The 22,131-nt window shown below is 37.6% G+C and carries 19 protein-coding genes; 5 read left to right on the forward strand and 14 right to left on the reverse strand.

Annotated elements, in window-relative coordinates; all coding sequences use genetic code 11:
- Positions 1–38: 38 nt before the first annotated feature.
- The 3 genes from tatC to AAEM60_RS21625 all read right to left on the reverse strand — a co-directional run bounded on the left by tatC (position 39) and on the right by AAEM60_RS21625 (position 2,578).
- Complete coding sequence (tatC, locus tag AAEM60_RS21615) at positions 39–773, reverse strand: twin-arginine translocase subunit TatC (protein ID WP_299744314.1); 735 nt, start codon at positions 771–773, stop codon at positions 39–41.
- A gap of 122 nt (positions 774–895) precedes the next feature.
- Positions 896–1,090 carry a twin-arginine translocase TatA/TatE family subunit gene (locus AAEM60_RS21620; RefSeq protein WP_299744311.1) on the reverse strand — a complete coding sequence of 65 codons (195 nt, stop codon included), beginning with the start codon at positions 1,088–1,090 and terminating at the stop codon, positions 896–898.
- 51 nt (positions 1,091–1,141) lie between these two features.
- Positions 1,142–2,578, reverse strand: coding sequence for an amidohydrolase (locus AAEM60_RS21625; RefSeq protein WP_341357122.1), 1,437 nt, complete (start codon positions 2,576–2,578; stop codon positions 1,142–1,144).
- Between the two features lie 261 nt (positions 2,579–2,839).
- On the opposite strand from AAEM60_RS21625, the gene AAEM60_RS21630 reads away from it, so the two are divergent.
- Together AAEM60_RS21630 and AAEM60_RS21635 are read left to right on the forward strand one after the other, a co-directional pair.
- Positions 2,840–3,451, forward strand: coding sequence for a helix-turn-helix transcriptional regulator (locus AAEM60_RS21630; RefSeq protein ID WP_341357123.1), 612 nt, complete (start codon positions 2,840–2,842; stop codon positions 3,449–3,451).
- A gap of 5 nt (positions 3,452–3,456) precedes the next feature.
- Positions 3,457–3,720 carry a hypothetical protein gene (locus AAEM60_RS21635; RefSeq protein WP_341357124.1) on the forward strand — a complete coding sequence of 88 codons (264 nt, stop codon included), beginning with the start codon at positions 3,457–3,459 and terminating at the stop codon, positions 3,718–3,720.
- 176 nt (positions 3,721–3,896) lie between these two features.
- Here AAEM60_RS21635 and AAEM60_RS21640 read toward each other — a convergent pair whose 3' ends face one another.
- Both AAEM60_RS21640 and AAEM60_RS21645 read right to left on the reverse strand, forming a co-directional pair.
- Entirely contained in the window at positions 3,897–4,043 is a 147-nt protein-coding gene (locus AAEM60_RS21640; RefSeq protein ID WP_341357125.1) for a hypothetical protein, read from the reverse strand.
- 38 nt (positions 4,044–4,081) lie between these two features.
- Complete coding sequence (locus AAEM60_RS21645; RefSeq protein WP_341357126.1) at positions 4,082–4,297, reverse strand: hypothetical protein; 216 nt, start codon at positions 4,295–4,297, stop codon at positions 4,082–4,084.
- Positions 4,298–4,785: 488 nt separating this feature from the next.
- On the opposite strand from AAEM60_RS21645, the gene AAEM60_RS21650 reads away from it, so the two are divergent.
- Both AAEM60_RS21650 and AAEM60_RS21655 read left to right on the forward strand, forming a co-directional pair.
- A complete protein-coding gene (locus tag AAEM60_RS21650) occupies positions 4,786–5,409 on the forward strand; it encodes a hypothetical protein (RefSeq protein WP_299744286.1) in 624 nt (207 codons plus the stop codon).
- A 24-nt stretch (positions 5,410–5,433) separates the two neighbouring features.
- Positions 5,434–6,294 (forward strand): hypothetical protein, encoded by an 861-nt coding sequence (locus AAEM60_RS21655; RefSeq protein ID WP_341357127.1) that lies wholly within the window; start codon positions 5,434–5,436, stop codon positions 6,292–6,294.
- A gap of 768 nt (positions 6,295–7,062) precedes the next feature.
- Here the strand turns inward: AAEM60_RS21655 and AAEM60_RS21660 are convergent.
- Positions 7,063–11,079, reverse strand: a complete 4,017-nt coding sequence (locus AAEM60_RS21660) for a S8 family serine peptidase (RefSeq protein ID WP_341357128.1) — start codon at positions 11,077–11,079, stop codon at positions 7,063–7,065.
- Between the two features lie 405 nt (positions 11,080–11,484).
- Between AAEM60_RS21660 and AAEM60_RS21665 the strand changes: the two genes are divergently transcribed.
- Entirely contained in the window at positions 11,485–12,315 is an 831-nt protein-coding gene (locus AAEM60_RS21665) for an alpha/beta hydrolase (protein WP_341357129.1), read from the forward strand.
- Positions 12,316–12,503: 188 nt separating this feature from the next.
- Here the strand turns inward: AAEM60_RS21665 and AAEM60_RS21670 are convergent, their stop codons facing one another.
- From AAEM60_RS21670 to wecB, 8 genes are all read right to left on the reverse strand, one after another.
- Positions 12,504–13,670, reverse strand: coding sequence for a nucleotide sugar dehydrogenase (locus AAEM60_RS21670; RefSeq protein WP_341357130.1), 1,167 nt, complete (start codon positions 13,668–13,670; stop codon positions 12,504–12,506).
- Between the two features lie 66 nt (positions 13,671–13,736).
- Positions 13,737–15,254, reverse strand: coding sequence for an MATE family efflux transporter (locus tag AAEM60_RS21675; RefSeq protein WP_341357131.1), 1,518 nt, complete (start codon positions 15,252–15,254; stop codon positions 13,737–13,739).
- Between the two features lie 81 nt (positions 15,255–15,335).
- Positions 15,336–16,577, reverse strand: coding sequence for a polysaccharide pyruvyl transferase family protein (locus tag AAEM60_RS21680; protein WP_341357132.1), 1,242 nt, complete (start codon positions 16,575–16,577; stop codon positions 15,336–15,338).
- A gap of 15 nt (positions 16,578–16,592) precedes the next feature.
- A complete protein-coding gene (locus AAEM60_RS21685; RefSeq protein ID WP_341357133.1) occupies positions 16,593–17,678 on the reverse strand; it encodes a glycosyltransferase in 1,086 nt (361 codons plus the stop codon).
- A 279-nt stretch (positions 17,679–17,957) separates the two neighbouring features.
- Positions 17,958–19,190, reverse strand: a complete 1,233-nt coding sequence (locus AAEM60_RS21690; RefSeq protein WP_341357134.1) for an O-antigen ligase family protein — start codon at positions 19,188–19,190, stop codon at positions 17,958–17,960.
- 25 nt (positions 19,191–19,215) lie between these two features.
- A complete protein-coding gene (locus AAEM60_RS21695; RefSeq protein ID WP_341357135.1) occupies positions 19,216–20,373 on the reverse strand; it encodes a glycosyltransferase in 1,158 nt (385 codons plus the stop codon).
- A gap of 3 nt (positions 20,374–20,376) precedes the next feature.
- Positions 20,377–20,982 carry a CatB-related O-acetyltransferase gene (locus AAEM60_RS21700; protein WP_341357136.1) on the reverse strand — a complete coding sequence of 202 codons (606 nt, stop codon included), beginning with the start codon at positions 20,980–20,982 and terminating at the stop codon, positions 20,377–20,379.
- A 21-nt stretch (positions 20,983–21,003) separates the two neighbouring features.
- Complete coding sequence (gene wecB / locus AAEM60_RS21705) at positions 21,004–22,128, reverse strand: UDP-N-acetylglucosamine 2-epimerase (non-hydrolyzing) (RefSeq protein WP_341357137.1); 1,125 nt, start codon at positions 22,126–22,128, stop codon at positions 21,004–21,006.
- Positions 22,129–22,131 lie beyond the last annotated feature (3 nt).

Consider the following 22,131-nt stretch of genomic DNA (forward strand, 5'->3'; position numbering starts at 1 on the left):
GCTTTGGACTTTCTAATCAAACGTTTGTTTAAACAAATCTATTGGGACACGGTGCCTGTCCCCCCGTCCCCCTTCCTCCGCCGATAAACCACCTTCGATAACACCACACTGCATTCATACAACAACAATAAAGGAACAATCACGAGAACATCTGATAAAAAATCAGGAGGCGTAATCAAAACAGACGTCACAATCAGAAAGAAATAAGCATACTTCCTCGTCTTTTGTAAGCGATAAGGGTTCAATACCCCGATGCTTGTGAGAAACATGATGACGACCGGCAGTTCAAACAAGAAACCAAATGGCAGCGTCATACTGATCATGAAGCGAAAGTATTTCTCCACGGTAAAGAACTCCATGAACATATCCCCGGATAAAGACAATAGAAAGTCAAGAACGATGGGAAAGATCAGAAAGTATCCCATGCAGATGCCCAGAATGAAAAGGATGAATAATGCCGGGATGTAGGCAAGGGTCACTTTCCGCTCATGTTCATGTAAGGCTGGCCGGACAAAGAGCCAAATCTGATAAGCGGCCACTGGAATGGTTCCGGCAAGGGCTACGACACTCGACAGCAGTAAATACACCCATAGGATGTCACTCGGTCCCAGAACGGCTAGCTTGATCGGGAAATCCTGGATGAACCATTCATATAGATCCCGGATATAATAGAAAGCAATCAGAAAAAACACCACAAATGTAGCAAGTGTGATGATCAGTCGTTTGCGCAATTCTTCCAAATGTCCAATTAAGTTCAAATCCATCTTCTCCATACATACACCTCTGGTTGGGAAAAAATCTTTAGTAAAGCTTAATGGTATAAACCCTTACTCCCTAAAATAATAGAAGGTGCAAGTAACGAATACCTGCACCTTACCATCGATCGATCATTCATTTACTTTTCATTGTTGGTTTTGGATTCGCGGCTTTCAGACTCGCCATCTGAAACCAATTCCCTCGTAGACTTTTTAAATTCCCTTAAGGTCGATCCGAAGGCTCTTCCGATTTCAGGGAGCTTGGATGGGCCGAAGATGATAAGCGCAATGACTAAAACCAATATCAAGCCCGGTATTCCAATATTTTGAATCATTCATGTCCCCTCCTCACCATGATATTTTCGTAGCGTGTAAAATTCAATCCATTATCCGTTCATTTTTGGGTTCTTTCCATTCGGCTTCACACCATCAAGAGAACCGGATGCCACATTCCCCTTATAGAGAACGGCATCACATTTAGGCAGGCGGGCCACCGTTTCAGCGGAACAGCTTGCAGGAACAAGGACGGCTGTTGCTTCATCCCCCACCTTCGGCCATACTTGTTTACCCGACTCATTCAATGGTGTGATCCCTCCGGTTGCCAGAGAAAGTGCCCGTGACAGTTTGTACTCACTGGACCAGCCATACAGTTCGGCAGCCCGGTGTGCCTTATGAAGGATGTCCCCGATCCCAAATGGTGACCAATGATCGGTGATACTGTCATTTCCAAGCATGACGTTTACATTCTGCTCCTGAAGCATCGGAATCGGCATGACGCCTTTCCCGTTCGGTACATGGGAGGCAATGGAAATGCCCAATGATGCCAGGCGGTTCGCCATCTCCACGTCAGCGCCAGGTGCCAAGTCTGCAAGGGCGAACGCGTGACTGATGGTTACTTTTCCTTGAAGGCCCGCTTCCTCAGTCAGATCGGCTAATCTGCGTATCGCCTTTAGACCGGTTTCCCCTCCCTCATGAAGGTGAATATCGATCCCGGCCTGATAATCAGCCGCAATTTGTACCATGGTTTGCAATGACTTTTCCATATCTCCATCGACTTTGGTTGGATCGAGTCCGCCGACATGTGTCACGCCAAGCTGCATAGCCTCACGTATGAGTCCTTCAGAATCAGAAAGGAGTAAACCGTGCTGCGGGAATGCCACAATCTCATGCCCTAACTTATCTGAATAGTTGGCTAAGGCAAGCTGCAATTTTTCCAGATTCTTAAGGCCTACTACCGGATCGATGTTACAATGGCTTCTCGCAAAGGTGGAACCATACCCGAGGATCAACTCAATCAGCTTCTCTGCACGCTCCTGGGCAGTCGGAAGTAATTCCAGTAGCAGCGACTGTTCCAATTCGATCATGGAGAAAATACCATTTTTCCTGGTGGCTGCCGCTTTCCAAGGACCACCATAATAGGTTTTATCCAGATGGATATGCATTTCCTTAAAAGAAGGAAGAAGCAGCCTTCCATCGGCGTCATAGCAATCAAGGTGCTTTTCATATGGTACACCCGTATCTGTAATCTTCGTGATTTTGCCTTGATCGATGCGGATGTTTTTCAACACCGTGCTTGTAGCGACGACCTCTCCACCTTCATACTGATATCCGCTTTCTAAACGTACGTTCAGCAGCATATAAGAACTGTTTTTTCCCGGTTGCTTCGTGTGGTGTTTATTCGTTTGATGTTCTTTCGCACCTGCCGGTTGGGGTCCAAACAATCCCATGGAACCGGTCACTCCGAGCACAGCAGAAGCGCCGCCGATCCTCCCTGCGTCCTTTAAGAACTTTCTTCTGGATAAACCATACCTTTCCTGATCCATTTACTCATTCTCCTTACATCGTGTTTTTTATAAGCTAGAACTAGCGTATCAAAATCGTTTCGACTTTTTTTATAATTGCTTTGGGTATTTTTAAAATATTATTACTATTCAGCTAAATGGAATCATGGTGGTTGTTCCTTCTATGTAATCGTGGGACAGGGTGCCTGTCCCCACGTCCCATCCACGATCGATTGCTATCCATGAAAAGACATCTTTTCTGTTAAACTATAAAAATAGAAATCTGAGCTGGGAGGTGGCACGGTGAATTACTCCGTAATCGGAAAGAAGATCAAGGAAATGAGAAAATCTGTCGGGATCACCCAAGGGGAGCTTGCTGAAGGAATCTGTACCCAGGCGCTCATCAGCCGGATCGAAAAAGGAGATATTTACCCAAGTGCAACGGCCCTATACCAAATCTCAGTCAAACTGGGCGTCGATGTGAACTATTTCTTTGAAATCGGGACCACCACGCGACTGGATTATATGAAGGAAGTAGAGAAACAATTACGATACATGCGGGTCAACAGACGCTTCGAAGAGATGATGGAGTTGGTCAAGACAGAGGAAAAGAACCCGTTGTTCTATAAGGATCAAGATAAGCTACAGCTTCTATACTGGCACAAAGGGATTTATCAATATGAGGTCGAGAAGGATCATGACACCTCCTTCGATCTATTGCATCACGCCTATCAGCTGACGGCTAATGATAAAAAAGCGATGTCCGAAAGAGAAATGCAGATTCTTTCAAGCATCGGCACCATTCACTTTTCCATCCAACGATATGCCGGGTCGAGAAGGCCCTCCATACCACTGAGCTACTACAGGATAAGTCGATTAAAGCGCGCCTGTATTACAATATATCCAGAGTGCTGACACGCATGGGGGAACTCGAGGATTCGACGGCTTATTGCCTCGATGCCATCAAATGGTGTCTGGAAGAAGAGCTTCTGTGGGGATTAGGCGAATTGCATTACCAGATAGGCTATAACTATGAGCTGGTTGGTGACGATGAAAAAGCCCTGCCTTATTTCAAACACGCCTTGCATATGTTTGAAATAAGGCGGGATCAGGTGTATATAGACTTTCTTACGCCTAAGATTGAGGGGATTTCGGATCATTTGGGAATGGTCCGCTACCGGTGAAAAGCTACATATGAGCTTACCATTCTAGTTCAGTAATTTTCCGGGAGAAAGTAGATGCGTAGGGTTACCTATAAATCGTTTTATAAGGTGTCTCGCTTCCTTCTCTTCTAGAAATCATTTGGGACACGGTGCCTGTCCCCCCGTCCCAACAGGTTGTTTCATTTGTTAAAAGGCACTCAAAACGCTCCAACCTTAAACTGCCGTTCCATCCAATTCACAACCACTTCCGCCATCTCCTGTTCATTTCCTTCATAGTTGTGATTGGTTCCTTCCAAAACCATATATTCGAACTTTTGGCACGCTGTCGCTTTTTCCTTCATCAACGCCAAATCTTCATTCGGTGTGTGAATGTTTACTTCGTTTACGTCTCCATGAACGCAAAAATAGGGATGCGTAAGGTAGATAGCGCGGCAAAGGTATCTGGATTTTCCAAGATAGGGAGATTATCCGCCTCACATCCTTCTAAGCAACGCTCCAGGTACGTTTGTGAGCTGGTTTCAAGCCATCCATCGTGAAGATGTGAGAGAAGCTTCGTTGGTTCGCCGTTATTCACATTCGTCTTTGCTTCGTGAATCATGTCGTTTCGATGAGGGTCATAGCGCTTGGAGAGCCCCACCAGATCAGGAGGGGATGCGAGTATTAAACCAGTAATAGGCGGGGCACCTCTTCAGATAGATAATGGATGGCTTTATTCACACCTAAACTATGGCCCATGAGGATAATCGGTGTATAACCCAGTTTAAATTAGGTCCCAGTTTATTCGGCTGGCAGGAGATTCATAGAGTAGTTTTACAGTATGCCGAAGAAATGGCTAAGGAAAGTAAATCGACACCTAACGAATATCTCCAAAATAAATTAATTATCCGGTAAAAGGTTCTTACATAAGTATCTTTATATTATTTGCTCAAAACCCATGAATATAGAATCTTTCATCGACTATAACGAATGAAATAACTGGAAATGGAGAAATCTCCAGAAAATTTTGTATTGTACAATATTTTCAACTAGAGGAATGGAGGATAGTTTTAAGAAACATCAAATAATATATAGAAAGAGGAGAATTAGGTGAAAAAAATACTTAAGATGTTAGGTACGGTTTCTTTGATCGCAATGCTATTTACAGGTAATGCCGCTTTTGCAAGTTCTGGATCAAGTGTAGAAACTGATGTAATTGATGGGCAATCAGTTGAACTGGGTGAACAAATAAAGGTTACAGCGACAGAAGCGCAGGAAAAGGTTTCAATTGATAAGGCAACAGGTCCAGATGCAGCTGTAGAGCCAGATTGTATCGCATGTGTAAATTACACAAGACATGCAACGAAGATTTCAAGTTATGGTGAAGTTTATAAATTCGTAAAATATCTAACCAGTACTTGGCAAGGTGCAGATAACTACAGATGGAGTTCAACGACAACTACTACTCTAACGGTATCAGGTAGTGCTGATGCTACAATAAAGGATACAATCAAGGTACAACTTGGCCTTTCTGGTTCATACTCAAAAAGTTATTCTGTAACAATTTCTATTCCAGCTGATCCTTCTAGAGACAACAGATTAGCTTTATACGGAGATTTCAATAAGTACTATGTTAAGTATCAAGAGAAAATGGGTGGTGCAGTAGTTCATACTAGCTATCATTACGCTTATGAACCAACTAGGGACCAGTACCTGCGTGTAGTATACAGATAAACAATTATTGGAGGCAGATAACTCATGAAATCAAGAACGAGATGGGTATTAATAACTTTAACCTTTGTCCTTATTGCTTCTTATGTAGCATATACCTTATTATCTGGAGAAAATTCTAAAGCTTCTACTGAAGATGAGGTTCTGCCTCCAAAAGCATCTGAAGTTCATTTTGGAAAATGGAGAGGAAATGTGGTTTTTACTGATGAAACACAAGTTAAGGTTTTCAATTTAGTTTATGTTGAAAAAGGAAAGAATTCAAAGCTAGACGATTTAGTGAGTGTCTCATTTAATGGTAAAGGCTTATTCAAAGTAAAGGATTTTGAAGTTGCTAAAGGTGATCAAATCGGGAATCAGAAGCGCATTGGTAACTTGATAGTAAACATTAGTCCAGGTGCTACCGAAGGAATTGAAACAATTTCGGAAATTTCCTTGTTCTTTAAAGAAGGAGAACCAGAAGTACATAAAATTGGAGAATTTACGGTAATGGTAAAACCAAATGGCGATAATCAAGACATTATAGCAGAGGGAAGTTATAATGCGTCTTATCCTAACACCACTTTTAATGGTACTTTTAAAAATAACACCAATAAACCTATAACGATTAAGAAGCTTTATAATCCTAATGAAGAAATTACGTATAAGAATATCATGGTAAATGAGAAACCGCTGGATTCTGAGATAGTTGTAGATGCAGGAGATACATTTACAATTGAAGCTGACTTCGATTTATCATCTCAATCTAATCGTCATTTCTTCCAACTTGTTCCTGTGTTTCAATATCTAAAAGAAGGAAAGGAAAATGAACAATTCTTTATGGAAACCACGTATGGGTTAATGGGCATTAACGATGAAGTGGTTGAAAATATCATCAATAGTAAAAATTAAGGACCAAAATTTATATATGCAGTAGCTTCGGGTAGATGGGACGCTTCCCACTCTACCCCTCAACCTTATACAAAAACGAACCGCAATCCCCAGAATCCTTGCAGCCTGCTGCTGTGACACTCCTTCAATCCTCTTCACTCTCTTCAACAGCCTATCCCTTTCAACCTTTTCGACAGGATCTTAAATTGGGGAATTACGAATTTGCCCAGACACTCTCTGATTTTCACCCTCACTACATCATCAGATAACCTCCCGGAGGAATCCCTATAGTCCTCCAATCAAATGTCTAGATTGGTTCGTTCGTTAAATTCATTGAACCTCGCTTGTGCAATGATTGATGGGAATAAAGCAAATCCTATAAATAAGGGAAATCATAGGAATGGTGGGTCTGACCCCAAAATCAAGACACTTGCTTGGTATAACGACATTTCGGAAAGCTATTAAACCCATAAAAAGATCCGTATTTCCCTTTTTTCATAGATAATTCTCCACTACATTTGGGGTGCTCAGGATCGACTGCTCAATGAAAATAAAAAACTGCAACAGCAAATCCTTGATATGGAAAAATCTTACTTCGCAGAATAAGAAACTCTGGAGGGAAAATAGTGAATTGAGGGATGAAATTGACAAGATTAGACCTTATTAACATTGGGGATCAAGGGACAGGTCCTCATTGTTGCTCCCTCACCCCATAAAAAAACACGGGAATAATCCCGTGCTTCTCTTCTCTAAAATCATGTGGGACAAGGTGCCTGTCCCCACGTCCCGTTAACGTATTCCCAGTTCATCCAATATGTCTTCCAATGTCTGACCCTCATGTTCAAGTTTTGGCATTGGCGGATTGGGCGCCCATGTGTTTCGTGCTTCGTAGTTGACGAAGACCGACCACATGTCCCGGTCGTCTACTATGCCGTCAAAGTTGATGTCGGCGCTGCGGTTTTTGGATGTTTTCCAGCTGTCCTTGATTTCGACTGCGTCCAGGACGTCGATGACATCGTCCCCATTGACATCCCCGCCTGTATAATAGATATTGCTTAATTGCTGCTGTGAGCCATATATGTGCTTACCGACTATATCGTTCATGTTGGGGATGGTCTGGATGCTCCGGAAATGTCCAGGAATCTTGAGTTCCACCATGTAGGACTCTTCTTGGGCCGGAAGATCATCAATGAAATAGTGTCCTGTTTCCGTCATGGTACCAGCGTATTCTTTTCCTTCTTCATCCGTTGCTTTTACGACGACGTCAAGTTTCTCCATATCTGCTTCTTGCACCTGACTCCAGCTGAAGTTTGCGATTCCATATCCTTTCATTTCAGAAGTGGGAGGGATGATATTCACCATTCCATGAACGGTCAATAATTCCGGTCCCCCTGACAAGTCTGCATCGTTCAACTGGATTTCCAGAGGACCTTTATGGAATGAGCCTGCTTTCTGGTTAAAGGAAAGTGTTAAAATCTCCATTTCCTTTTCGATCTTTAATGGTTTTTCTGATGCGGTGGAAACCTGAACGGTGACGGTTGTGGATTCCTCATTCAATTGGGTTTCCAGCGTTTCGACTGTTACATCCATTCCCTTTTCTTGAGCTGCCTTTTCTAATTCAGGATGGAGCGAAACCTCTTCCATTTCCAAATGATGAGGGTAGGTGAACGTATACTGAGATGTAGTCAGCTCTTTGACGTTTTTCAACGTCAAATCCATTGAAAGATTTTCTTGCTCATCAACGATCTTCTCTGAACCTAAATAGGCATATGGTGTACCTTTCTCAATCAAGGTGTATTGATAATCGGGATGCCACATATAGGCATTCTTCGTAACATTCACAGGCAGTAGATTCACCGTCTTCATCTTCTCGCTTCCTTCAAGACCCAAGTCGAGATTGATTCTATCCTTACCCGTCGTTTTCACCTTTTCATAAGGGGTATCCTCTTTCAGTGACTTAAATCCAACGTTTTCATATTTCCATACTTCATTCCCTTTCACTTTCCCATTGATCTTCATACTCTTGCCGGGATCGACCTCATAGATGCCTCCCTTTCGATTCAAATCAATGGAAGCAACGCTGTTATCAATCGTGATGACTTCCTGTTCGATGTATCGGTTTCCATCAAAGGATGCTCCCTGGATTTCGAGAATGTATTTCCCTTCTTTCGCGTTCACCTTTCCTGGTGCTATTTGTTGCCCAAAACTTGCAATGGGGTTGTAGCTCCCATCGAATTTCATGACATAATCCTTTCCTTCTTCAATATCAGAAGGGAGGTACCAGCCGACAACTCCAAGTTCTTTACCTGTTTCATAATCTTTTAAAAGGACCAGAATACTGTAGATCGTAGGAGCAAAGAATTCTGTGATAATATCGGTTTTATTCTGAATGTATGGATGTGGCTGCGTATCCTGTGTGATCACAGAGTGGGACAGCTTCGGTTTAGCAAGACCTTCTCCCAATACCCTGGCACCGAATGGGATTTGATAGATTTCACCCCCATCCTGTTCATTCACCCATTGAATGTAGCCATCATATGGACCTTTCTCAGCAGATGCTGGGACTTCCAGCTGTACTTCAATGGATTTTGATTCACCCGGCTTGATCGTTACCTGATTCTCTGTCGTCAGTTTGACTCCGTTTGCCACAGGGTCCTTTGATTTTTCGGTGAAATTCACATCACCCTTTAACGTCTTCACTTCTTTTCCATTATTCACAATGGTGATCGTTTGTTTCTCCAGTTTGTCTTCATCCTCCAGCACAATCCCGCCAAAGTTCAGGCTTCCAGTAGCATTGGGAATGTCAATGATCTCTCCATTCCCATCTACCGACTTCGCTACATGATGGACTGTCATCGTAAGATCTGAATGAGCGGCTTCATACGCATCCATCCTTCCGGCTCCCACTTCATACACGCTGTAATCGCCATTAAGGGGATCCGCCGTGTTCATCATGATGGTTTTGATTTGTGCCGGGGTCAAGTCAGGATTTTGATCGAGCAGCAAGGCTACGACCCCTGTCACATGTGGAGTCGCCATGGATGTACCCGAGTATCGTTCGTATGCATAGGTGTAGTCTTCCCTCTGCTTCGTGTCCGCCGTATATGCCGGGACCGTCGAATAGACATGGACGCCTGGGGCTGTAATTTCAGGCTTGATGTCGTATGTAAATAAAGACGGACCTCTGCTGCTGAATGCGGCCAGTTTATCCCCTTCTGTGGTGTACTCACCCATTTCATTGAAGGTGATGGTCGGTCTTTCCTGACTGCGAATAAACTCCAATGCTGATTTTTTCATCGAAAAGGCCGGAATGAAATCAGCTCCTTCCCCCATGAAAAAACCTGTATGATTCTCTGAGTTGCTCGCGAACAATACCGCTTTGACTCCCTTTTCTTTAAAGGTTTTCATGAGACCTTTCGGGTGCAAGTAGCCGAACTCGACCAACGCTACCTTCCCGGCCAAATCCTTCCCTGCCAGGTCAAAAGGAAGACCCCTCTTCACATCAACAATCTCAAATTCTTTATTTTCTAAAAGTGTCAAGTCGTCGGTAAAGGACTTTGCCATCATTTCCAGCTCTGCATCCACCTCTGATTCACCTTTGAATAAAACCTGTGATACCGGGATTGTCATGGGTGAACTGCTTGCCCCCACGGTGATTGGAAGCGGTGCCGCCCCCGGAGTCCCAAGGGTATACATCTTATTCCCGTTGTTCCCTGCAGAAATGACCGTCACCGTCCCGGCAAGCATCGCATTGTTCACTGTGACGGATAACGGGTCAAACGGATCATTGGTGGCCGCTCCAAGGGACAGATTGATCACGTCCATTCCGTCCTCAACCGCTTTATCCACCCCGGCCATAATCCCTGACATCGGACCTGTCCCATAAGGACCCAGTACACGGTATCCATACAATTCAACATCCGGTGCTACCCCTTGAACACTATACGCTTTCTCTGTATTGGCCTCTTGTCCGGCGATGGTTCCCGAAACATGGGTACCATGGGACGTATAATACGTTTGGCCTCCCCTTGTCTCCGGGGCTCCGGACTTCTTCCAGTCCTCATACGTCGCTTCCATCGGATCATCGTCATTATCGACAAAGTCATAGCCGCCTCGATACACATCCTTTAAATCAGGATGATTGTAATCGATTCCCGTATCTAATACACCCACCTTAATGCCTTCACCCGTTATTCCTTCTTCCTGAAGCTTGTCCACTCCGATTTGAGGAAGTGTTTCCACCCGTGCAGGGGAAGACTTCTCTTCATCACTTGCCGCTTCAACTGGTGGAGGAGGATCAATCGATATCTCTTCATCCACATATACCTTTTTCACAATCTCTGAATCTAGCAGCTCTTTTATCTGGTTTTGCGGAATTTCAATGGCAACCCCATTAAAGGCATGCTTAAATTCTTTATTTACTTTTATTGAAAGACCTTTACCTCGCTTCATTAAAAATTGCGATCTAAATGCTTGATGATCTTTCTCGACTGCTTCTTTCGCTTGATGTATGGTAGTTGACCGTTTTGACTTGGAGCTCTTGGAGGCTTTCACTGGAGGTGGCTCATGGAGAAATTCTATGATGACGTTCTTCTTTTCATTGCTCTCTAAATCAATGTCGCTTGAAACGCGCAAATCCTGAAATGGATACCCCATCTCCTTATTCAGCCGCTGCATCTCCTCAATCAACAAAGGTGTATCAGGTTTGCCCCCTTCCTCCGCACTGCCGACAGAAGATAACGGGCTAATAAGTAAACCCGTCGAGAGTGACAGCACGAGCGCTGAGTTTCCTATTTTCTTCTTCATCAATATGTATCCCCCTTCTCAACTTCATTCAGAGACACTACCATGACTGTATGGACTCTTCACTTCAGCCCTCCAATCATTTCCAAGTCTCTCTGTTTAAATTATAAAGGGTCTACATTTGGTACTGTATCGGGACATAAAACAGGATAAACGGTGGGTGATATCGATATTTAGAGGCATTTTCTCCTTATGAATATAATGGAATCAGGACTTCTTTCTTAATAATATAGGGTTATTTCAAGTAATAGAGGTGGTTGGGGCCAGAACTCGAAAGTTGGAGCAAAATGAATACGGGACCGAGGGACAGATTCCCTACTATCCTGATGATCAATAATTTCTGATATGAAATATCACCATAACGAATATAATGTAGAAACCAATTTAAAGAATCAGGGGGATGCAGCCATGAACCCAAGTGGCACGTATATTGAAGTGGAACCGGGCATCGAATTATTTGTTCAGGATATCGGCAGCGGAGAACCCATTGTCTTTATTCCGGGTTTTACATTTACGACTGAAGTCTTTTCCGAGCAGGTGAAGCATTTTTCAAAAACTCACCGTACGATTGTAATCGATCCGAGAAGCCACGGCCGATCAACCATGACGGTTCACGGGAATGACTATGTCACGCATGGAACAGATCTCGATAAGGTATTGAAGCAATTAAAAGTCGAGAATGTAACGCTTGTCGGCTGGTCATTCGGATGCTTAACGGTTTGGGAATATATCCGCCAATTCGGTACGGATGACATCAAATCCCTTGTCCTCATTGATATGCCGCCCAAATCTTTATCGGTTCAACAAGACGAGGAGTGGGTGGAAGGCAAGCTTGATGACATGGCTGCGGCGTACACAAACTATCTTCGCAATCCAAAAGGACAACGGGATTTCATTGCTGCTTATGCCAAGGGCGTCATGGTCCAACGGGAGCTGAAGGAAGAAGAATTGACGTGGATTGTCGAGCAATCACTGAAACCCCCTTACTATATTGCTGCCAACTTGTTTTCTTCGGGGCTTTTCTCTGATTATCGTGTGGAGGCGGCTGAGAGCAGTGAAGCCGTGCCGACTTTGTTTGTTGTTGCCGAGCATTGGGCGGAAGCAGCGAGTTCCAGTTTGAGAAAGCTGGCTCCTAAAGCGGAGGTAGAGGTGTTGGGTGGGCATCTTATGTTTTGGGAGTATGGTGGGAAGTTTAATGGGGTGGTTGAGGGTTTTTTGGTAGGGAATAAAATAACTTAGCATTCTTTTCTTTACGGATGGTTAGCTGGCCGGTACGTTTCTCATAACTAAAATGTGTGTCCCTCGCAATCTTATTTGTGTTCATCAAAGGAAGCATCGGGACGGTTCAACTTTTAGAGGTTAAGGTTCAAAATGGATAAAGAACGTCAAATAACCCGCCAAACCAATAGCTCGGCGGGTTAAATTTATTAATCCCTACTAAATAAATCCCTAGTATACACCTTATCCTCTACTTCGCTTAGATCATCCGACAATCGATTCGCAACGATTACATCTGATATCCTCTTAAATTCTTCAAAATCATTAACCACTCTAGAATTATAAAATGTCTCTTCATGAAGTGCTGGCTCATACACAACAATTTCAATTCCCTTTGATTTAATTCGTTTCATAACTCCTTGTATAGCGGATTGCCTAAAATTATCTGAATCCATTTTCATTGTAAGTCGATAAATTCCAACAATCCTAGGATTTCTGTTAATTATCATATCTGCAATATGATCTTTTCTTGTTCTGTTAGCATCAACTATAGCTGTCATGATATTGTTTGGTACGTCCTCATAGTTAGCCAGTAATTGCTTCGTGTCTTTTGGGAGGCAGTATCCTCCATAACCAAATGAAGGATTATTATAATGATCACCTATTCGGGGGTCTAAACCTACACCATCAATAATTTGTTTAGTATTTAAACCTCTGATTTCTGCATAAGAGTCTAGCTCATTAAAGAAAGCAACTCTCATTGCTAGATAGGTGTTTGCAAATAGTTTAATAGCTTCAGCCTCTGTTGAATTCGTAAATAAAACATCAATATTTTCTTTAAGTGCACCTTCTACTAACAAGTCAGCAAAAACTTTTGCTCTTTCAGACTGTTCCCCAACAACAATTCTTGAAGGATATAAGTTATCATATAATGCTCTACCTTCTCTTAAAAACTCTGGAGAAAAGATAATATTTTCTGTCTTAAATTTTTCTCGTACTGCTTCTGTATAACCTACCGGGACTGTAGATTTAATAACCATAACTGCATCTGGATTTATAGATACAACATTAGCAATAACAGCTTCTACAGTTCTGGTATCAAAATAATTCTTTTTAGGATCATAATTGGTAGGTGTAGAGATGATTATATATTCAGCATCTTTAAATGCTTTATAATTGTCTGTTGTTGCGGTTAAATTCAATTTTTTTGTTGCTAAGAATTCTTCAATCTCATAATCTATTATTGGAGACCTTTTGTTATTTATCATATCTACTTTTTCTTGTAAGATATCTAATGCAATTACTTCGTTGTGTTGACCCAGTAATATAGCATTTGATAAACCCACATATCCTGTTCCAGCAATTGTAATTTTCATTACTTTATACACACCCTAGCAAAATTAAATGATATGTTTTATATTACTATATTACATAACCTATAATTAATTTCTTTTTCTTGCAGCTCTATAAATATTTAACAAATAACTCTTTTCATCTTTGTTAAAGAGCAAGAAAAAAGAAAATAATATATATCCTATAGTAATAATTGTTCCTGAAAGTACCAAATCCCACCAACTTATTATCTGAAAGTAAGATTGTAAAATAAAACTTACTATGGTAATAAAAAATGCACCAATAATTGGATATATCATACCGACAAAATATTTCCACAATGGTTGATTAGTTACTACAGAACTATATATTGGAATAAAAATAACATTTTTACCTATTAATGAGATAGCACCTGCTAAAACGATACCGTATAGGCCCAGATTAGTATAAATAGATAGTAGGATAGCTAACAAAAGGTTTATAACCCCTAACATGATCGTTACTAAGCCTGGTAGCATCAGTTTATTAACAGCTGTAAATATATGATTTAAAGGTAAAGGACTAAGTGTAACAATTAAGTATGCGGAATTTAATATTAAAAGCCATTTATGTGTTACAAATTCAGGACCTAACCAAATGTTTAATATTACCCCTGCAAATCCACAAATTAAAGCTGCTGGTAAAGCTATCAACAAACCATTTAGTTTTACTGATTTATTACAATAGTTTATTAGTGAATTTATGTTTTTACTGGCATAATTATTTATTATAACAGGTGCAAATACGGAAGATGTAATATTAGCAACTGTTCTTAATAATAATGGAAGCTGTAACATAGCTCCATAAACTCCTGCCTTTGATGCACCGAAAATAATATTCGCAAGTATAATCTCAACTGAAAGAAATAATATAACACCAATTTGTCCGATTGAATTCCATATACCGGCACTTAGTAATTCTCTTAAGTTGCTAAAATTAAACCTCTTAAAGTTTACGGATACTGTTGGTATGAGCTTCTTAAAAAAGTAAAAACTTGTAATCAGTGAAACAGCACCTGCTACCATTGCCCCTAAATTTATGTACCATATTTTAGGTGAAAATATGGTTAACAATAATAGTATAGCAATTGCTTTAGTAATAGCATTTATTGCTTCAATACCTTTAGTAATATATAATTTATTCATTGCAAACGGACCAGCTAAGAAAAGAGAATTAACAAATGTAATAATAACTAAAGTCCCACCAAAAAAGATTGCTAGTTTTACATCAATTAATAAATAATCAGGTACATTTAATACTCTGTTTATCTTATTTATTACTACCATTACTATAATTATTATTAATATCGCCCCAAAAAGCGTTGAAACTAAATAAGTATTAAAATACTCTTCTGCTTTTCTAATATTACCTTGTGAAATAGATATCGTTAAAAACCTAGCAATTACAGAGCTTAGAGCAAAAGTTAAAACCGACAAAATGCTAATAATTTGTTGAGTTAGCGGAATAAACCCGTAAGCTTCCGTCCCTAAATTATTTATTATCAAGGGAGTCATCCAAAAAGTAATAAATACGGTTAGAAGAAATGTAAGGATAGACGCCCCTAGATTATAAATCAAATTGTCTTTCATTTGAATTTCCTTCCATCTATTCTAGAGTTAAAATACTTTCTTAAACATTAAGTAATAATTACTAGATTATGTATTAATACATTAGGATTTAATATTATTTATCATTTTTGTCGATAATTCAATTTGTTTCAATACCTCACTATTAATGTCAAACATTAATTTCAGCTCTTCTTTTTTTTCGTTCATTTTACTTATATTAATGCTATACTCTTCTACTAGATTATCTACTCTATCGGTCACACATAAATAATCACTTATAAAACCATTCAAAGTAACCATATTTTCTTCAAACCCCGTCAGTTTAAAAAATTCGGTAACCTTTTGTTGCCAACTAATTCCAATGAAAGGTATGTTTTTAGATAAGGCAACTATTGTTGAGTGCATTCTAGTTCCAACTAATAAGTCTAGTTTATCAAATAATAGTAAAGTATTCTTTAGATCCATAAAATTCTCAAATTGCAATCTACTACTATTGGTATTTACTTTTAGTCTTAAGTCCTCTATAGCTTTAACATCCAACTTCTCAGTACAAAACACCGAAATTTTGTAATTGGTATTTTCAAGGTAATAATTTATTAATTTCCCTAGATTAAATAGATATTCCTGGTAAGTATCATCTGTATATTCTGCCAACCTTATATCCATAACATTAATACCGATTGTTTTTACTTCGCCCTTTAATTTGTCAATGCCCTGTAAGAAAATTACTGGATCAACTGTTTGAAATAACTTCCTTTGACCTTTATTTAAATCACTAATAAGATCATATGACTTTTTATCTCTTACAGTTACATAATCGGCCATATTCAGTACTTCAATAGTATTATTAATTTGAGATTTAGTTTCGAAAGGACCAATACCTACGTTTATCACAAAAATAGGTAACCCTCTCTTTTTAGCTTCTTTCAATATTAAACCAAAATAGAATGCTGATGAAGAGTGTTTTTCTGTATCAAATATGGCATTTCCCCCACCAATAATTAAAGCATCAACATCCTTAATTTTTTCACGATATGTAGCTAAATTTTTATTATTAATTGCTTTTTTCTTATTAAGGTAATCTCTAAAGACTGAAATCATAAAGGTTTTCCTTAAATATTTTCTATATATAAATTTTAAATAAGTACTTTTCTTTTTCTTTGTAGATTTGGGATGATGTTGACTATATTGAAAAGATTCATCTAAAGTATTATAAAATGATAAATTATAATCAAACCTGTATATCGCTTCTGTATAATCTATCAATAATTTTTCTAGCTCACGTACAATTAATTCGTCACCTAAATTCTTACTACCGTATCTACTTATAAAGATTACTTTCATATTTCCACCTATTTCTTAAAGTAATGTTTCCCACTCACTTATTACATTTCTATAATTATACTTATCCAAATAAGTATTTGTATTATTTGAAAGAGATATTCTTAAATCTTTATTTAATATTAACTTACTAATTGCTTTTGAAAATTCATTGATATCGTTTTGGGGTACGAGAAGACCATTTTCCTTATCTCTTATTATACTCCTAGGGCCATAATTACAATCAAAAGCTATTACTGGAATTCCTACCTTTAATGCTTCTAACATAATCAGTCCAAATGACTCAAATCTGGAAGGTACAACTAAAAAGGAGTATTCTTTGTAAGTACTATATATATTTCTGTTGTACCCTTTTAAATTTATTCTAGTATTTAAGTTTTGTTGGGATATCTGCTTTTGGATATTATCCATTTCAGGCCCTGAACCATATATATCTAATTGCCATTCATCATCATTAATCAAATCCAAAGCTTTGCCAAATGATTCAACCAGTAAATCGGCACCCTTCTCATAACTTAATCTCCCAACATACAGAATCTTTTTACTATTATTATTATACGGTGAGTTTATAATGTTAGGATCAAGTGCATTAGGAATGGTTTTAATTTTATTTTTTTCGCCATTAAATATTTCCGCATACTCTCGCTCATTTTCCTCTGTCAAAACAACGAATCTATCAGAATACTTCATCGTTTGCTTTAGACCTAACCAACTTAAGCCGTATCTACTATAATTGCTCATACCGGTATGGTCACGGACTACAACTTTCAACGACTTGTCTTTCAAAAACTTAGTTGGTATGAAAGGGACAAGGCCCAACCCTTCAATTACAAGTGTGTCAAAATGTGCAGATGAAAGAAGTCTTTTGCACTGAAAGTATGTTTTGAAAAATACTTTTTTTAGATCCACATTTCCTTTCAATGATCCTTTTAAAAATGTAGTTTTAGGACCGAAGTCATATTTAATCTCTTCATAATCAAATAGTGATATTATTGTAACTGAAAACTTTTCATTATTCAGTGCTTTTGATATTAATGATAACGATTTTTGTATCCCACCACCAGTTGCAGCTGAAGAAACCAAAAAAGCAATATTTTTCAACATAAACACCTACTTATGAATTTATCGTTCAACTTGAGCCACCTGAAACCTTAATTATCTAATATAGATTATTTTTGTGAAATAAATTTATAAATTGAGCTAATTCTTTTCAGGATTCACTATAAAATGAAAAATAGCTTGACTTCTATTTAATACTACTTAAAATTTAACAGTGTTTTAATTTCCAGCTGGAATAGTTTAATAATAAAATTTATAATAATCTGACTACCTAAGTCCAAGAAAATTTAGAGTAACTTTAGAGACCATCTTTAAGTAATAACTCTATAGTTGAGCTTTTGCTGGTATAACTTCCTTTTCATATCTGTTATTTAACAAAAGAATATAGGTAAGAGAAAACCACAATATTGGTTCAATCAAGTAATTACTTCCAGAAAGTAAATTTATAAAGGAAAACAAAAATAAACTAAGAGAAAAATAATATTTAATATCACATGAATTTTTAATCGATTTTTTTAATACGTAAATGATAAGTAATATACTAAAAAATATTAAAAATACTCCACCATCTATAAATAAATCTAAAAATAAATTGTGAGAAAAATGTGCAGAAGGGTGAATCAAATAAACAGATCCAATTCCATGACCCCAAAAAGGGCTATTTTTAATAAGCTCTAATGAATCCCTATATATAAATAATCGTCCAGATGTATTTTCCCAATCGATTAAGCCACTACCACTAAAATTCAAGAAACTAAAACCACGAAAAATACCGTCCTTTAGAGTCTCATTGTTAAGAACAATGAAAGTTACACTAACTAGTAATAATGATACAATAAACACTAGTTTACTTGCCTTTTTAATATTGATTTTTGTTTGCTTTAGTACATTAAAAATGAATAAGAGTAGGAAAACTATGCTTAGTACCATTGCTCCCCTACCACCTGAGAAAAATAAAGCTGTATATGATATAACTATGCTTGTTAACACCAAAATGCTTTGTTGTGCTTTTCTAGTTGTATTATTTACATATAAATCAAATAGGAGGACATAGCTCAATGCTATATTTAGAGCAGCAATGTAAGAAAAATCATTATAATTAACTCCACCGAAGTTTAATGTATGGGCTAAAAAAAATGATGATTTATTTAGATATAGGTATTTTAATAGTGATATTGAAATTAAAATATTTATTAATTTCAATTTTCCCAATTGCCAGCTTTTAGGTTTATTAACCAGAATTGAAGCAAGGAATATCATCGGAACTGCTCTTATCACCACTATTAAATACTTGGTTTTCGCAAAACTATCAACATTCCCATAAATAGATATTGACAATAGTATAGAGGAAACCAAGATAAAAGCTATTAAAATGATCATAACAAGCTTTTTGGAAATAGTTTTCTTAATTATTATATCTCTTAGAAATAATAATATTATTATTACAAAAGTAAGAATTGATATTGCCCTATAAACGGTACTATTATAAGTAATATTTAACAGATTGTTCACTACAGGATACAATTCTGTTAAGAATATTAAGATATATAAATACATTATTTAATACACCAACTTTACTCGTTCAATACTGTATGCATCTCTTAGAAATATCCTTGTATGAAAATTCATGTATACCCTTCTGTTCGGCGACTTCTTTCATGCTTAAAAATTGATCGTTATTATTATATAATTCCTTAATTACTAACTTAATTTCATCAATTGAATCTTCATATAAAAAATTACAGTTTCCTCCTAGGTCAACGTGTGTAGTTCCTTCCCAATATTTTACGACAATGGGCTTTCCTAAGCCTACAGTTTGTTCCCATAGGACTGAATGCCGTCCAGGAAATACAACTAAATCCGCTGAAGCTAGATGTTTATAGCTTTCATGATTTTCAAGCCAACCAATGAATTGGACCCTTTTACCGTCACAAAATTCATTTACTTGTTCCTTTAAATCATTTACAACCGAACCAAAAACAATTAGTTTAATATTATCATTATTAATTTCTTTTATAGCTTGCATTAACAGTAGAGTTTGTTTTTTTGCATGGTCTATTTTCCCGCCCGTCATGACTAAAAAGTCTTTCTTTTCAATGCCATATTTTTTTCGGATTATTTGTTTTGAGTTTTCACTTTTTGCTTTTTCTACTTCATCATCATCAGCACCCATAACCAACAGCTCTACTTTTTCTTCTGGTAACTTATACATATTTACTAAAAAGTCTACTCTAGCTGGCAACACTCCATAAAATTTTGTCGTATAAGGCTCTATCTTCCACGCACAGTGTTTCCATATAATTTTATGAAGAAAATTTTTGGATATCCAATTCTTAGCGCTATTTGAAAAGTCCGCATGATTATCAACAAACACTTTCACCAATGGATTTTCTTTAACGTATTTGACTACATATTTTATATCATAAAATTGACAGCCATGTATGAAAATTATATTAGGTTTAGACTTTTTGATTGCTTCAAATGTACCTTGGTATTGGCGTAATCTTTTGCTAAACTTTGACTTTTTATAATCTAATCTAGTCACTGGAATATCATATTCATTAATATAAGAACCACCTGATTTTATTAAGCAACTATTACCATCCTTATCAAAAGACACAAGAGAAGCTAGTATTTCTACATCTAATCCCATTTGTTTATGATGCTTTGGCAACACGTTTTCCTGATATGAATAATTATCGATATAAAAAGATGCTAAGCATACATGTAATACTTTCAAAATTTATTCTCCTAACTTCAAAAAATTTTTAACGTCATTAAAATACTGAGCTTCATTTGTTAATGAATTATCTTCCCATTCCCACCAATTGCTCTCTAAAAGCTTTTCTATTATATCGTCATCAAAACGTTTACGTACTATTTTTGCTGGATTACCCGCCCAAATTTCATATGCTCCAACATTTTTGGTAAGGACTGAACCCATACCAATAACTGCTCCATTTTCTATTTTAACACCGCTTTTTATCAAACAGTTATTACCAATCCAAACATCACTTCCAATAACTGTCTCTTCCACGGTTTTATACTCATGAGATGAAAAGTTTTTCTTCATTATATTACGTCCTTCATGGAAAACAGGTGAACTTGAGACCCAATCTATAGGATGACTTGCACCACCAATAATACAATTATCGGCAATTGAGCTAAAGCTTCCTATTGTTACATTAACAACGGTACAAGAATTACCTATATAGGAATACCTTCCTAACTTAGTATTTATAACATGAGAAGCAGAACATACTCTGGCTGTCTTATCAATTTTAGAATTTCTGATTGCAGGGATTTGAATTTTCTTTATGAGTTTTGCCAATAAATAAAGTTTTTTCATTTATGCCTCCATTACAGATATTCACTTTCTCCAAACGACCCTATTTACATAGTCTGTATATGATAATATTATTCTAAGTACCTTCTCTGACACATTAGGCATAGTATAATCGCTAACAATTCTTAAAGTGTTTTTTTGTTGTTTTTCTAATATATGGATACCTTGTAAAATTCTTTCTTTCTTTAAACCAACCATCATCACTGATGCTTCTTCCATTGCCTCTGGCCTTTCATGAGCTTGCCTTATATTTAAAGCTCTAAAGCCTAGAATGGAAGACTCTTCATTTATCGTTCCACTATCGCTTAAAACTGCTTTAGCTTTAATTTGGAGTTTTACATAATCATTAAACCCTAATGGCTTTAATGTCTTTACTAAAGGGTTAAATTCTATTCCTTTAGAATTAATCATATTTCTAGTTCTCGGATGAGTACTTATAATAACAGGGAAATTATATTTCTCAGCTATCCCATTTAAACTATCTACTAAATCTAGAAAATTAGTCTCTGAACTAATATTTTCTTCTCTATGGGCTGAAACTAAAAAATATTTCCCTTCTTCAAGTTTTATTCTTTCTAAAACATCTGATTTTTCAATATCGATTTTTCTTGAGTTGAGAACTTCAAACATTGGACTTCCAGTTTTAATGATTCTATCTGCAGGTAGCCCTTCTCTTAACAGATACTCTCGAGCAATATCACTATACGTTAAATTAATATCTGCTGTATGATCAACAATTTTTCTATTAGTCTCTTCTGGCACCCTTTGATCATAGCATCTATTTCCAGCTTCCATATGGAATATCGGAATCTGTCTTCTCTTTGCGGCTATTGCACATAAGCAGCTATTGGTATCACCTAGTACTAATAAAGCCTCTGGTTGGACCTCTTCCAAAATTGGATCGATTTTAACTAGGATATTTCCTATTGTTTCTACCGCAGTTCCGGTAGCTGCATTAAGAAAATAGTCTGGTTTCTTCAAATTAAAATCTTTAAAGAATACTTCATTTAATTCATAATCATAATTTTGCCCTGTATGAACTAGTATATGTTCTATTGCACTTGATTCTTCTAATTTATTAATAACAGCCGACAATCTTATAATTTCAGGCCTTGTACCAACGACTGTCATAACTTTTAATTTTTTCATATT

The sequence above is a fragment of the Rossellomorea sp. y25 genome (genome assembly GCF_038049935.1).
Taxonomy (GTDB): Bacteria; Bacillota; Bacilli; order Bacillales; family Bacillaceae_B; genus Rossellomorea.

What these genes read in the sequence shown, in the direction of transcription:
- AAEM60_RS21690 (WP_341357134.1), bottom strand. Translation starts at nt 19,190, where the DNA reads ATGTATTTATATATCTTAATATTCTTAACAGAATTGTATCCTGTAGTG.
- AAEM60_RS21685 (WP_341357133.1), bottom strand. Translation starts at nt 17,678, where the DNA reads ATGTTGAAAAATATTGCTTTTTTGGTTTCTTCAGCTGCAACTGGTGGT.
- AAEM60_RS21670 (WP_341357130.1), bottom strand. Translation starts at nt 13,670, where the DNA reads ATGAAAATTACAATTGCTGGAACAGGATATGTGGGTTTATCAAATGCT.
- AAEM60_RS21680 (WP_341357132.1), bottom strand. Translation starts at nt 16,577, where the DNA reads ATGAAAGTAATCTTTATAAGTAGATACGGTAGTAAGAATTTAGGTGAC.
- AAEM60_RS21700 (WP_341357136.1), bottom strand. Translation starts at nt 20,982, where the DNA reads ATGAAAAAACTTTATTTATTGGCAAAACTCATAAAGAAAATTCAAATC.
- AAEM60_RS21635 (WP_341357124.1), top strand. Translation starts at nt 3,457, where the DNA reads ATGGGGGAACTCGAGGATTCGACGGCTTATTGCCTCGATGCCATCAAA.
- AAEM60_RS21665 (WP_341357129.1), top strand. Translation starts at nt 11,485, where the DNA reads ATGAACCCAAGTGGCACGTATATTGAAGTGGAACCGGGCATCGAATTA.
- AAEM60_RS21620 (WP_299744311.1), bottom strand. Translation starts at nt 1,090, where the DNA reads ATGATTCAAAATATTGGAATACCGGGCTTGATATTGGTTTTAGTCATT.
- AAEM60_RS21660 (WP_341357128.1), bottom strand. Translation starts at nt 11,079, where the DNA reads ATGAAGAAGAAAATAGGAAACTCAGCGCTCGTGCTGTCACTCTCGACG.
- AAEM60_RS21675 (WP_341357131.1), bottom strand. Translation starts at nt 15,254, where the DNA reads ATGAAAGACAATTTGATTTATAATCTAGGGGCGTCTATCCTTACATTT.
- AAEM60_RS21645 (WP_341357126.1), bottom strand. Translation starts at nt 4,297, where the DNA reads ATGATTCACGAAGCAAAGACGAATGTGAATAACGGCGAACCAACGAAG.
- AAEM60_RS21625 (WP_341357122.1), bottom strand. Translation starts at nt 2,578, where the DNA reads ATGGATCAGGAAAGGTATGGTTTATCCAGAAGAAAGTTCTTAAAGGAC.
- tatC (WP_299744314.1), bottom strand. Translation starts at nt 773, where the DNA reads ATGGAGAAGATGGATTTGAACTTAATTGGACATTTGGAAGAATTGCGC.
- AAEM60_RS21655 (WP_341357127.1), top strand. Translation starts at nt 5,434, where the DNA reads ATGAAATCAAGAACGAGATGGGTATTAATAACTTTAACCTTTGTCCTT.
- wecB (WP_341357137.1), bottom strand. Translation starts at nt 22,128, where the DNA reads ATGAAAAAATTAAAAGTTATGACAGTCGTTGGTACAAGGCCTGAAATT.